Below are 12,043 nucleotides of genomic sequence, written 5' to 3' on the forward strand. Positions count from 1 at the left end.
CATGGGCCTCGACCACCCCCTCGCCCAGGCCGTACTGCAAGAGGTGGCCGACCTGCATGCCTTCTTCGAAGCATGGCTCAGCGGAGAGGCCGAGAACACAAACGCCGTATTTTCCCGCGTGGAGAGAGCTCTCGGCGAGGAGTTCACCATGGTGTCTCCGAGCGGACAAAGGCTTCAGCGACAGGATGTGATCGGGTGGCTGCGGGGAACCCACGGGGCCAGGGCAAGCCAGGGCTCGTTCCACATTTCCGTTGCCGAGCCTGAGATTCTGCTCTTGCGGCCGCCGCTCGTCCTTCTCGGCTATGTGGAGGAGCAAACGTTGGGCGACGTCGTCACCCGACGCCACTCGACAGCCCTGTTTGAAGTCTCAATTGAGGGCGGGCAGCGTGTGCGTTGGCTTGCCCTGCACGAGACTTGGATTGGTCCGGGCTCTTGAGGACCATTCCAGCTTGCCACACTTGCCAAAAGGCCGCCGAGACGAAACACTGCCTTGTGGCCAGGAGGGGCAGATGACATCAGAGCTCACTCCAGCGGGCTAGACCAAGGGAGAGTGTTCACCGTGCGCTTTACATCCATTGTTTCAGCCGCCACCCTAGCGATTGCTCTCGCGCCACTGCCAGCATCCGCACAGCAGCCCTGCACGCACACGGTCGGCGTTGTGGTGGAGCTGACCGGTCCGGCCGGGCGTTTTGGCCAAGCTGCGGCCAAATCCATCGAGCTTGCCTTCAAGGAGATCAACGAGGCAGGCGGCGCTGCCGGCTGCCAGCTCGCGGCGGACCTTAGGGACTCGCAGAGTCAAGGCTCCGTCGCAGTCGATCAGGCCCGGCAGCTCGTTGACCTCAAGCGCGTCCCGGCGATCATCGGCGGCATCATCTCCTCCGTATCGCTTCCGATCCTGACCTCGGTGACGGCGCCGGCGAACGTCGTTCAGATCTCGCCTGCCTCCTCGTCGCCGACGCTCACCCGAACTGCACAAGAGGGGAAGGCGAACGGTATTTTCTTCCGCACCATCACCTCGGACGCGCTCCAAGGCACAGCGGCCGCGAAATACGCGATGGATCAAGGCCTGAAGAAAATTGCGGTCATTCACGTCAATAACGACTTCGGCGTGAACATGGTGGCGGAGTTCAAGCGTGCCTATGAGGCGCTCGGGGGTCAAATTACCTCCGTAACGCCGTATAACCAGGGTCAGGCCTCCTATGCACCGGAGGTCACTCGCGGTCTTGATGGAGATCCGCCTGCCCTATACCTCGTCTCCTATCCAGGCGACGGCACAGCGATCGCACGTACCTGGATCTCGCAGGGCGGCGCCGCAAAGTTTCTCCTGAACGACGGCATGAACAGCGCTGACTTCATCCGCGACGTCGGGCCGCGTTACCTGAACGATGCGTTTGGAACCTCGTCCGGCACGACCAAGACGCCCTCGACCGAGCATTTCGTGAAGGCTTATCCGGCAATGTCCGGCGGCTTTGATGCCAATGCCCCAGCCGCCGACAGGGCTTATGACGCGGCAGCAATCCTTGGCCTTGCAGTGGCTCAGGCCGGCAAGTTTGAGGCGGCAGCGATTCGGGACGCCATTCGTAAAGTCACCGGGAGTGACGGCGAAGTGATCTATGCCGGTCCGGAGGGCTTCAAGAAGGCGCTCCAACTCATCAAGGACGGCAAACCGGTGCGCTACGAAGGCGTCATTGGGCCTGTGACCTTCGACCAATATGGCGATATCACCGGCCCCTTCCGACTGTGGCGAATTCAGAACGGTGAGATCACCACGGTCGGCCAGATGGGCGTCGATGAGGTCAATGCCATCAAGGCTAAGATCCCGTCGCGCTAGAGCCTGCTCTGTCGGTGACACAGGCTCCGCGCCCGGCGCGGAGCCTTCGCCTTATGCCGGAGATTACCATGTCCATTCCCCCCGATCGGATACTGCTCGCACCCGGTCTTGAGATCAGCCGTGTGGTCACCGGCCTTTGGCAAGTGGCCGATATGGAGCGGGATGGCCGCCTCTTGGATCGTGACGTGGCAGCCGCCGCCATGGCCGACTATGCCCGGGACGGCTATGACAGCTTCGATATGGCCGACCACTACGGCAGTGCGGAGCTGATCACCGGTCGATTTCTGAGCATGCAGAGCGGGGCCGAGAAGCAGCGTCCGGCGGCTTTCACCAAGTGGTGTCCCACGCCTGGGCCGATGACCGCGGACGTTGTGCGGGCTGGTGTCGCCCAGCGCCTCAAGCGCCTTGGTGTCCAATCCATTGACCTCTTGCAATTGCATTGGTGGATGTTCGAACATCCCGGCTACATTGATGCCATGAAGGAGCTTGTTGCGCTGCAGCAGGACGGGCGCATCCTCCATCTCGGCGTGACGAATTTCAATACCGACCACCTGCGCCTCCTGGTAAAGCACGGCTTCCCGATCGTATCGAACCAGGTCTCCTTCTCCCTTCTCGACCGCCGCGCTGCGGAGGACATGAGCACTTTCTGTCTCGCCGCCGGCGTGCGCCTGCTGGCCTATGGCACACTCGGGGGAGGCTTCCTGACGGACCGATGGGTGGGTGCTCCCGAGCCGACATCTATCGAGGATTGGAGCAAGTCAAAGTATAAGCGCTTCATCGACACTATCGGAGGGTGGTCGGCTCTCCAGAAGATCCTGACGGCCGTGCACGAGATTGCTCGCAAGCACGCTGTGTCCGTTGCCAATGTAGCCACGCGCTGGGTGCTCGAGCAGCCGGCCGTCGCCGCTGTCATCGTTGGGGCTCGGCTGGGAGAGCGCGAGCATCGGGCAGACAATACAGCCCTGTTTTCGTTCTCGTTGGACGAAGATGACAAACAGCGGATCGACGAAGCTTTAGTTTCTACTCGGCGCATCCCAGGTGATTGCGGTGACGAGTACCGGCATCCGCCTTTTCTTACGGCATCCGGGGATCTCAGCGATCACCTCGAGAGCTTCCCGCCCGTGTTCGAGGCAGTCCCGATCGATGGGCGATCTGACCGCCTACGCATTGACTCCGGCAGCGTCTGGGAGCCCATCTGTGGGTACAGCCGTGCAGTGCGGATTGGCAATCGTATCCTGGTTAGCGGAACCACGGCCACCCACGGCACAGGTGAAATCATCTGTCCAGGCGATGCCGAAGGGCAGGCGGTCTACATTCTCGATAAGATCGCAGCGAGCATCGCCTCTCTGGGCGGAACGCTCGCGGACACGGTCCGAACGCGTGTCTATCTCCGCAATGCAGACGACTGGGAGCCTGTTTCCCGGGTGCATGGTCGATACTTCGGAGCCGTGAGACCTGCGAATACTTTGCTCGAGATCTCGCGCTTGGTCGGGGAGTACGCGGTTGAAATAGAGGCTGAAGCCATCGTTGGTTAGACACCTTCGCCTGAAGCGGGTTCCACTCGCAGATTTGTGCGTGCCTATGTGCATGCAGCAATAGCCAGTCGCATGCACCAAAATGCTTGCTGACGAGGCGATGCCATTCAATTCAGAGGTTCATTATGCTACATGTCCTCGCCTTTATCACCACCAAACCTGGCATGCGCGATGCCGTGCTCCAAGAGTTCAGAGCCAACATGCCGGCTGTGCACACGGAGGAGGGCTGCATTGAGTACGTTCCCGTGATCGATGTTCCAACCTTCGGCCCCTTTCAGGCCGAGCTCGGGCCAGACACTTTCGTCGTTGTCGAGAAATGGGCAAGCACGGAAGCACTCAACGCCCATGCCGCGTCTCCGCATATGAAAGCCTATGCCGCCAGAACAGCCGATATGATCGAGAGGCGTGTCATACACGTCCTTTCAGCTGTCTAGATCCTAATCTAGCGTGGATGGTTGGCCCCTCGGGCAGCCGAGCGACAAAAGCTACGGAGCTATCTCTGCCTCGGGGTCTTGCCAGCGAGGATAGCCGCGGCCCAGCTCCTGTCGATGTTGCCACCGCTGAGGATAACACCAGCTTTGCGTTCCTTAATCTGGGCCTGCTCCTTGGCAAGAGCAGCAAGCGCTAGAGCACCGGCTCCTTCTGCAAGGTTGTGGGTGTCCTCGTGATAGATCCGGACTGCCTGAGCGATATCATCTTCAGCGACTTCAACGATGCGGGCAGCGCCGCCTTTGATCAGGTCAAAGGCCGTTTCATCAGGAACTCTCACTGCCGCGCCGTCCGCGAAGGTGGCGACCTGGTTCACTGACACGACCTGGCCAGCATCGAACGACAACCGATAAGCATTTGCCTCCTGCGGAACGACGCCTACGATTTCCGTCTTGAGGCCCAGGAGGTCACGGGTGCGGATAAGCCCGCAGATGCCGGATCCTAGGCCTATGGGGGCATACACCACGTCAAGATCGGAAAAGGCATCAAATAGTTCGTGGGCATAGGTTGCCACACCTGTTACGAGATCGGCGTGGAACGATGGGATGAACTCATACCCTCGCTCTTTGGCGAGTTCCAATGCGTGCTGCTTGGCATCATCGAAGTCTCGCCCATGCTCGATGAGCTCAGCCCCGAAGGCGCGCATCGCGGCATTCTTCTCAACCGAGTTTCCTTGCGGAACGACAATGGCGACAGGCAAGTCGAGATAGCCTGCTGCGAGGGCTAGGCTCTGACCGTGATTGCCTCGTGTAGCGCTGATGATGCCGCGGACGTGCTGGCGCTCTCGTCTGAGGCGATCGAGATAGACAAGACCGCCTCGCACCTTGAAAGCGCCAATGGGTGTGTGGTTCTCGTGCTTTACAACGACCGTGCATCCGAAGCGCTTGGCGAGAAGAGGCCAAGCATATTGTGGAGTCGGCGGCATGGCCGAGCGCACGATGGCGATCGCGCTGTTGAGCTCATCGAGTGTGAACATCTAACCCCCTTGAAGCAGCCCAGTCCCAATGGACACTTCCGGAAATTTCAAGGCAATCGTCCCAGGGTTGCGGCGTTCAGCAGTAGCAGAGGCGTGTTTCAAACCATAGCCTCGAAATCTACTGATCCCTCATTGCCCTGTGTCAGTTTCGACCGAACTCTGCGGTATTATAGAGCAACAGGCGAGGCAGAACGACCTAGAGATGGCCCAATATGCTAACACACCCACAATGGTGGCTGTGGCCGTGCCTCTCGGAGGAGGTTTGCCGATACTTCGCCACGCGTTTCTTGGCGAGGGCTACGGCAAGCTCGCCCTCCCTGGTAGCTACCAGATGCTCGGCCCGGCTTGGCAGGAATCCGGGCGCAGGAGATGCTGGAAGACACAGGCATTGTGGCCGGCCCAGCCACACGTTGGATCGTGGCGGTGGAAACTATCCGGGGTCGAAAGCAGAATCTGCTCTGTTGCCAAAGCCTGCTAGCGAGCACGAGAGTGCATTCGTCCGTGACGTAGAGGTCTCGGAGGTTCTCATCCTCCTCGTACAGGTTGAAATAGCGTTGCTCTGCACATCCAGATCGTCAGTTAGATATTCGCGCCCTTCAATCCGATCTAACGATTGGCTGTTACGCTTGGGGCGGCTTGATCTCCGAGAGCGACCCAGGTTTTGCCGCTGGTGCCCTCCCGCTTGATGAAGGTATAGCCGGTCCGACGCCAAGGCAGGATAGCATTGCGCTTGTTGTCGAGAATGAAATCGCCTTGGTCGGTGAGGACCATGAGTACCGCATGCCCCTGCCCCTGGTCGTCGATGACGGCTGTCATCCGTAGGGCGCGGTGCGGCAGCCCGGCCTGGACCAGCAGCTTGCGCTTCAGAAGCTGAATGTCCTCGCAATCACCGAGCCCATCATCTGGATAGTCCCACCGGTCGAGAACACCCCAATGATCCTGGTCTGTAACGGCAAGGATCGATGAGTTGACGCGCTTGTTCACCTGCGTGAGAGCCTCCCAGATGGCGGGGGTTAGGGTGATGCGTGCGGGCTGCGAGAGATCGATATGGCATTCACGAGGTCGGTGTTGGCAGAAGCTCACCCATGCCTGGGTCGGGCCTGCACGACCTACTACTTGGATACGGTCGGTTCCTCGTATTGAGATCAAGCTCTGGGCAGACGCAGCCTCCGAGAACCCCGAGAGGCTCACGGGGGTAAGACCCATCAGGGCCAGCCCCAGAAGCATACGCTTGGTTTTACCACCGCGACCGAGGCGGCTGCGGAGAATCTGCTCAACATTGACCATGATAGGCTCCGATGGCGGAGCCAACACGATGTGCTCTCACGGTAAATGAGGTCTTAACCCGCTTCAGCCTGAAGTGCGGCATAGGCGACGCACTTCAGGCTGAAGCGGGACAGAAGTTGGCAGAGCGGCATAGGAAAACCGGTACTGGAAGCACCGGGTTTGCGTGAGAGAGCATCTACACGGCTATGGCTGCTCTAAATGCTACGAGATGAACTAGGCAGCCTTTTTCGTGCGTCTGCCCTTGGCAGGCCCGGTCACTTCGTCCGATGTCGCAGCCGCCTTCGCGGCAGCCCTCTTGGGTTTGGCGGGAGCACCATCGTTTGCAACCGCCTCGACCGGTGCCTTGACTTTCCTGCGCTGCTGACCGAGCCCCATGGTCCTGGCAAGTTCGGAGCGTGCCTTGGCATAGTTCGGCGCGACCATCGGGTAATCGGCGGGCAGACCCCACTTGGCCCGGTACTGCTCGGGCGTCATGTCGAAAGTGGTCCGCAGATGGCGCTTGAGCGACTTGAACTTCTTCCCATCCTCCAGGCAGATGATCGCATCGGCAGTCACGGATTTCTTGACCGGAACAGCGGGCGTCAACTCAGCTTGCGGCTCCTCGCTCTGGGCCTGAACTGTCTTCATCAGGGCCGCAAAAATAGAACTGAGCAGCGTCGGGAGCTCGGAGGCCGGAACGGAGTTGTTGCTGACATAAGCCGAAACAATGTCAGCAGAGAGTTCGATGAAGTTCGGAGAGGTTGTGCTCTCGCTCATAGTGCTCATGTCCTCGGCTGCACAGGAACAGGTTTCAGAAGGTGAATAGAACTAGATGAAATCCTAGCAGGATCAGCAGGAACGGCCTGTGCAGCACAGTAAATCCCCGTAACCTTGGCTCCACCTATGCTCCTTGCTCTCTTTTGGCAAGGCACCCTTACCGATTTCCAGTAAGAGACCCTACCACCTCATTCGGCAAAAGCTGAGGATCAGGCTGACATTTCAAAACCAATGGGTCTGTAAACCGCCAAGCTGAAACACCTTTGTGAGGACGCCGTTAACGTGGCAGCAGATCGCAGTTCGCGATTGGTTCGTTGGAGAAACGTTCATGCGCGCACATATCAAATACGCTGCTCTTGCAGCAGCCCTCCTGATCCCGACCCTGGCCTCAGCCGATCCAGGAGGAGCCGCAGCCGGTGCTGCCGCAGGCGGTGCAGTTGGTGCCGTTGTTGGTGGTCCCGTTGGCGCAGCAGTCGGGGCCGGTGTAGGCGGCGCAACTGGTGATGCCGCTTCAGGACCGGACCAGAAGAACGTCGTGATCGAGAACCGGGATGTCGGCACAACCGGCAGCACCGGCTGCTCGACAACGACGAAGCAGACGACTGACGCGACCGGCACCACCACAAAGCAGAAAACCGAGTGCTAGGCCACTCTCCCGTCAGGCGGTGCGGGTTGCTGCACCGCCTGGCCGCTGCGCCACGTCCGTAACATCCTTGGGTCTTGACGGGAGCTGAAAGCAACCCGGCAATTGCACTCTGTCAGTGATGCTCCTCATCAGAGGATTGGTCAGCCAACCTTTTGATCTCGAACACCGCAGCCGTGACAAAGGCGGAGACGACGAGGAAGGTCGCAACGGTCGTGAAGGTCCCTTCCTGAACTCCCGGGTTCATCCCCACCAGCGGGATCAGCAGCAAAGCTGGAATGCCTAGGGTGATCGCGCCAAGAATGTAGACCGGGTTTGCTGATCTTTTAGCTTTGTCGCTCCCATGCCCCCTGCGCTCCGACCTCTCCTGTGCCCAGACCTTCACACGTCCCGAGGCACCTCTCACCTGTGCTGATGCAGCGTGGATGCGTGGGCTCCACACTCCGATCGCCTGTTGAACCGTACCTTCGAGGCCAATGCGGAAAGATCTTTTCATATCTTGTCGACTTTCCGACTTGAGGTCGCGAGCCATTAGATGACGCTGAGTTGGTTCCTGCTTTAGGGCGGCTTGCATCTCAAGCCCTTCGCTGGGCCGGGGCTGACCACTTGCAGTGCCGTGATTAGGCTCTGTTGGACCGAGACCAACCGTCTGCACCGGCTGTTCAATCTCGTCTCCGATCCTGCTGTATGGCCCTTGCTGATCTTGCGTGTTCTGATTTTCTTCCATTGCCAAGCTGCCACTTGGGGCGAGGGTGTCGCTCTGCGCGGGCGGGAGGCTGGAGCCAGTGTTCCCTTCTGGTCCCTCTGGTCTCCCATTGAGCATCTCAACGCTCAGGGAATCCAGAGCCGTGTTCGCCTTCTTCGGCGCAGCGCGCCCCTTACGGGTAGTGGATTTCTGGCGTTGCACACCATCCTCGACATCCTGGCGTCTGGGATCATCACGTTGGCTCGGGCGTTTGGGGGCTTTGCTCATGGGAGGATCAAGAGCAGATACCTTGGCTTTTTGATGACACTGATGCTGAGGCTTTAGGCCAGAAGAGCATCTGGCGTGATCCTTGCTGTAGGGCTTGGGTCGCGACACGCGGGAACCCCGATCCAGCATCTTTGTTGGCCTGACATCCCCCTCAGCTAGGAGGTCGAACCAATGATCTGCCCGTTCTGCAAGCAAGAGGTCGACGAGCCCTGCCGCAACACCGTGGAGATGCAGCGCCGGGCCAGCGATCACATCGAACGATGCGATACAGCTCTGAAGAACCTAAAGGGGATTGTGTTCGGCTAACCGTGGCGGTTGGCGTAACGGCGCTTTTTGGTGAGTTTCCTCTGCCCTTCGAGCGTCTTGGCTGGGGCAACCACCTCCCTGTAGCGGCGGGTGTTCTTTTTGAACGAGGGTCGCATGCGCGATTTACCGGCCATGGGCTTGTCCTTCTCATCTCGTGAAGCATCGAACCACATCAGGCTGGGCTGATCATCTCATCCTGAGTGGGTATCAAGGGCTGGCCGAGGCCAATAATCATGAGGTGATAAACTCTTGCGGCTCATCCGAACTCAGTGAGCAGGGAGGGATAGATGCCAACCATCACTGGTCATGGACGATCCACCCGAGAGGCTATGCGCGGCATGTTGCAGATGTCTGAAGATTGGACAGAGTCTTTCTCCAAGCTGTTCGAGCCACTGGGGACGGCCGATCTCCTGGCCCATGACCCCGGGCTGTGAGTTCGACTAGATACTTCTGGCGGAGGCTCCCGACGAGGAGGTCGTGGTCACAGCCGGTCTTGCTGGGTCGGATCAACAACTGCGACATTGGCTTGGATGACCCCTGCCTCCTCCATCCGGCGGATACGGCGCTGCACGGCCGGTGCAGACAGATTGACGGCTTCGCTGATCACCCGTTGAGGGACTGTGTTGTCTCGTTGGAGAATGTTCAGGATCGCAAGATCAAAGCTGTCTAGGGTGATTGAAGACGAGGACTTAGACACCAATGTCCCTCTTGAGTGAAAGATTCTTGCATTCTGCGGGCCGAAATAGAGCGCATTTCTCGTGCCAAGTGCAATATCTTCTCGCCGTCTCAGCGATGAAGGACGGTGATGTTCCTGCCCAACCAGCACCCCGACCACTGCAAGGCTCTTGATCCGGCTGATGCCGAGACCCTAGGCATGAAGGCTGCCGAGCAAGTCGAACGATACCTCACCTATCGCGACAATCATGCGCCGACACCCCTGCACACCCTGCCAGCCCTGGCTGCCGAACTCGGTGTGGGTGCCATCCATATCAAGGATGAGGGCTTCCGGCTGGGTCTCGGCAGCTTCAAGGCCCTGGGTGGCTCCTACGCGGTCATCCAGCTCGTGCTGGAGGAAGCCAGCCGCCAACTCGGATACCCGCTCGACGTCGCCGAGCTGCACACACCTGAGGTTCGCGCCGTTGCATCCAGGATGACCGTCGCCTGTGCCACGGACGGCAACCATGGCCGCTCCGTCGCTCAAGGCGCACAACTGGTTGGCGCCAGAGCTGCCATCTTCGTGCATTCCGGCGTCAGCGATGAGCGTGTGGCGGCCATCGCCCGCTTCGGCGCCCTGATGATCCGGGTCGAGGGCACCTATGACGACTCGGTCGCCGAGGCGGCACGTGTTGCGGCCGAGAAAGGCTGGACCGTGGTGTCGGATACCTCCTGGCCGGGTTACGAGCGCATTCCCGGGCTGGTTATGCAGGGCTACACCGCCATGGTGCGCGAAGCCCTGCGCCAGCTTCCCGCACCCCCGACACATGTGTTCGTGCAGGCCGGTGTCGGCGGTGTTGCGGCTGCCGTGGCGGGGCATCTCGCTCTCGCACTTGGAAGCAAGCGGCCGACCTTCGTCGTGGTCGATCCGGCACGCGCCGCCTGCCTCTTCGAGACAGCGCGGGCGGGCCATCCGGTTAAGATCGAGCACGGCGAGCCGACGGTCATGGCGATGCTGGAATGCTACGAGCCGTCGCTGGTCGCCTGGCGGGTGCTGTCCCGAGTCGCAGATGCCTTCATGACGGTGGACGAGGAGGATGCTGTCGCGGTGATGAACCGCCTGGCCCGGCCACGCGGAAACGATCCCGCCATCGTCGCTGGCGAGAGCGGCAGTGCAGGTCTTGCCGGCCTCATTCGCGCCGTGTCCGACCCTGAGATCCGGGCAGCGCTCCACCTCGATGAGACGTCCCGCGTCTTCGTCATTAATACGGAAGGCGCGACCGATCCTGAACTCTACACCGAACTGGTCGGAATACGGCCTAACGCCGTCGCAACCACCACCGGAGGGGCGGACGCATGACGACACTCTCAATCGACGCGGAGCGACTGCTCGGCCGGCTCCGGGAACTCGGGCAGATCGGACGAGATGCTGATGGCCGACTCACCCGGCTTGCTGGTTCCGATGCCGACAAGGCCGGACGCGACGCCCTCGTTGCCTGGATCCGAGCCGCAGGTCTTAATGTCGCGGTCGATCGCATCGGGAACATCTTCGGGATCTGGAAGTATAACGCGAATTCGGACGAGGCCCCCGTCCTGCTCGGCTCGCACATCGATACTGTCATTAACGCCGGCGTCTATGACGGCTGCTACGGCGTGCTCTCCGGGCTGGAGGTGATCGAGACCCTGAAGGCTGCCGGATACTCCCCTGCTCGGCCCATCGCAGTTGCTGCCTTTACCAATGAGGAAGGCGTGCGCTACGCCCCCGACATGATGGGCTCGCTCGTCTATGCCGGCGGGCTACCGGTTGAGGAAGCGCTGGCGACGGTCGGCACCGATGGCACGGTGCTTGGAGCCGAGTTGGAGCGCATCGGCTACGCCGGCGCCGAGGAGCCGGGCTTCCTCAAGCCACACGCTTATGTCGAGCTGCACATTGAGCAGGGTCCCGTGCTGGAGCGCGAAGGTGTGCCTATTGGCGCGGTCGAGAACATTCAAGGCATCTCCTGGCAGCGGGTCACCATCGCGGGCGAGGCCAACCATGCCGGTACGACGCCGATGTCCAGGCGCCGGGATGCAGGCCATGCAGCGGCGCGCGTCGTCACCTTCCTGCGCGACAGGGCGCGGAACGCGAATACGCCCACCGTTGCGACGGTCGGAACCATGAGCTTCGAGCCGAACGCGATCAACGTCATACCCTCCCGCGCCACCTTCACGGTGGACCTGCGCGATCCGGACGAGCAGCGTCTCCGGGCGGAGGAAGCAGCCCTTGCCGCCTACTTGAAGGAGCTCGCAGTTGCCGATGAGGTAACGATCTCAATTGAGCGGCTGGCGCGATTCGAGCCGGTGACCTTCGACAGTAAGATCGTGGAACTGGTGGAGAATGCCACCCGCAGGCGCGGGCTAGCCTCGAAACGCATGACCTCGGGCGCGGGCCACGATGCCCAGATGATTGCCCGCATCGCTCCCTCAGCCATGATCTTCGTACCGAGCATCGGCGGCATCAGCCACAATCCACGCGAAGACACGCCGGACGCCGACCTCATTGCGGGAGCCAACATCCTACTCGACGTCGTCACCCAGCTGGCAGTCCGATAAG

General features: G+C 60.5%; 11 protein-coding genes and 1 pseudogene. 7 read left to right on the forward strand and 5 right to left on the reverse strand.

Going from position 1 to position 12,043, the window contains the following annotated elements; genetic code table 11:
• Position 1 precedes the first annotated feature (1 nt).
• The 4 genes from AC0QTX_RS00110 (at position 2) to AC0QTX_RS00125 (ending at position 3,800) form a co-directional block, all read left to right on the forward strand.
• Positions 2–436 (forward strand): hypothetical protein, encoded by a 435-nt coding sequence (locus AC0QTX_RS00110; RefSeq protein WP_474601786.1) that lies wholly within the window; start codon positions 2–4, stop codon positions 434–436.
• 123 nt (positions 437–559) lie between these two features.
• Positions 560–1,831 carry an ABC transporter substrate-binding protein gene (locus AC0QTX_RS00115; protein WP_474601787.1) on the forward strand — a complete coding sequence of 424 codons (1,272 nt, stop codon included), beginning with the start codon at positions 560–562 and terminating at the stop codon, positions 1,829–1,831.
• A gap of 68 nt (positions 1,832–1,899) precedes the next feature.
• Entirely contained in the window at positions 1,900–3,366 is a 1,467-nt protein-coding gene (locus tag AC0QTX_RS00120) for an aldo/keto reductase (RefSeq protein WP_474601788.1), read from the forward strand.
• A 125-nt stretch (positions 3,367–3,491) separates the two neighbouring features.
• Positions 3,492–3,800, forward strand: a complete 309-nt coding sequence (locus AC0QTX_RS00125; RefSeq protein ID WP_474601789.1) for a putative quinol monooxygenase — start codon at positions 3,492–3,494, stop codon at positions 3,798–3,800.
• A 59-nt stretch (positions 3,801–3,859) separates the two neighbouring features.
• Here AC0QTX_RS00125 and AC0QTX_RS00130 read toward each other — a convergent pair whose 3' ends face one another.
• From AC0QTX_RS00130 to AC0QTX_RS00140, 3 genes are all read right to left on the reverse strand, one after another.
• Positions 3,860–4,831 (reverse strand): threonine dehydratase, encoded by a 972-nt coding sequence (locus AC0QTX_RS00130; protein ID WP_474601790.1) that lies wholly within the window; start codon positions 4,829–4,831, stop codon positions 3,860–3,862.
• 606 nt (positions 4,832–5,437) lie between these two features.
• Positions 5,438–6,118, reverse strand: a complete 681-nt coding sequence (locus tag AC0QTX_RS00135) for a transglutaminase-like cysteine peptidase (RefSeq protein ID WP_474601791.1) — start codon at positions 6,116–6,118, stop codon at positions 5,438–5,440.
• A gap of 213 nt (positions 6,119–6,331) precedes the next feature.
• Entirely contained in the window at positions 6,332–6,874 is a 543-nt protein-coding gene (locus AC0QTX_RS00140) for a Ros/MucR family transcriptional regulator (RefSeq protein WP_474601792.1), read from the reverse strand.
• Positions 6,875–7,202: 328 nt separating this feature from the next.
• On the opposite strand from AC0QTX_RS00140, the gene AC0QTX_RS00145 reads away from it, so the two are divergent.
• A complete protein-coding gene (locus AC0QTX_RS00145) occupies positions 7,203–7,520 on the forward strand; it encodes a glycine zipper domain-containing protein (protein WP_081929091.1) in 318 nt (105 codons plus the stop codon).
• Between the two features lie 112 nt (positions 7,521–7,632).
• On the opposite strand, the gene AC0QTX_RS00150 is transcribed toward AC0QTX_RS00145, so the two are convergent.
• Together AC0QTX_RS00150 and AC0QTX_RS00155 are read right to left on the reverse strand one after the other, a co-directional pair.
• Positions 7,633–8,490, reverse strand: coding sequence for a hypothetical protein (locus AC0QTX_RS00150; protein ID WP_474601793.1), 858 nt, complete (start codon positions 8,488–8,490; stop codon positions 7,633–7,635).
• A gap of 808 nt (positions 8,491–9,298) precedes the next feature.
• Positions 9,299–9,496: pseudogene (locus AC0QTX_RS00155) on the reverse strand (Lrp/AsnC family transcriptional regulator); the annotation flags it as partial.
• Between the two features lie 105 nt (positions 9,497–9,601).
• On the opposite strand from AC0QTX_RS00155, the gene AC0QTX_RS00160 reads away from it, so the two are divergent.
• Both AC0QTX_RS00160 and AC0QTX_RS00165 read left to right on the forward strand, forming a co-directional pair.
• A complete protein-coding gene (locus tag AC0QTX_RS00160; RefSeq protein WP_474601794.1) occupies positions 9,602–10,810 on the forward strand; it encodes a diaminopropionate ammonia-lyase in 1,209 nt (402 codons plus the stop codon).
• Complete coding sequence (locus AC0QTX_RS00165; RefSeq protein WP_474601795.1) at positions 10,807–12,042, forward strand: allantoate amidohydrolase; 1,236 nt, start codon at positions 10,807–10,809, stop codon at positions 12,040–12,042. Before AC0QTX_RS00160 ends, AC0QTX_RS00165 begins: the two co-directional genes overlap by 4 nt.
• The last annotated feature ends 1 nt before the right edge of the window (position 12,043 follow it).

The sequence above is a fragment of the Microvirga sp. jy35 genome (assembly GCF_056148915.1).

Excerpts from the sequence above, each read along its gene's own strand:
- AC0QTX_RS00120 (WP_474601788.1), top strand. The coding sequence starts at position 1,900 with ATGTCCATTCCCCCCGATCGGATACTGCTCGCACCCGGTCTTGAGATC.
- AC0QTX_RS00130 (WP_474601790.1), bottom strand. The coding sequence starts at position 4,831 with ATGTTCACACTCGATGAGCTCAACAGCGCGATCGCCATCGTGCGCTCG.
- AC0QTX_RS00165 (WP_474601795.1), top strand. The coding sequence starts at position 10,807 with ATGACGACACTCTCAATCGACGCGGAGCGACTGCTCGGCCGGCTCCGG.
- AC0QTX_RS00140 (WP_474601792.1), bottom strand. The coding sequence starts at position 6,874 with ATGAGCGAGAGCACAACCTCTCCGAACTTCATCGAACTCTCTGCTGAC.
- AC0QTX_RS00135 (WP_474601791.1), bottom strand. The coding sequence starts at position 6,118 with ATGGTCAATGTTGAGCAGATTCTCCGCAGCCGCCTCGGTCGCGGTGGT.
- AC0QTX_RS00110 (WP_474601786.1), top strand. The coding sequence starts at position 2 with ATGGGCCTCGACCACCCCCTCGCCCAGGCCGTACTGCAAGAGGTGGCC.
- AC0QTX_RS00150 (WP_474601793.1), bottom strand. The coding sequence starts at position 8,490 with ATGAGCAAAGCCCCCAAACGCCCGAGCCAACGTGATGATCCCAGACGC.
- AC0QTX_RS00125 (WP_474601789.1), top strand. The coding sequence starts at position 3,492 with ATGCTACATGTCCTCGCCTTTATCACCACCAAACCTGGCATGCGCGAT.
- AC0QTX_RS00160 (WP_474601794.1), top strand. The coding sequence starts at position 9,602 with ATGTTCCTGCCCAACCAGCACCCCGACCACTGCAAGGCTCTTGATCCG.
- AC0QTX_RS00145 (WP_081929091.1), top strand. The coding sequence starts at position 7,203 with ATGCGCGCACATATCAAATACGCTGCTCTTGCAGCAGCCCTCCTGATC.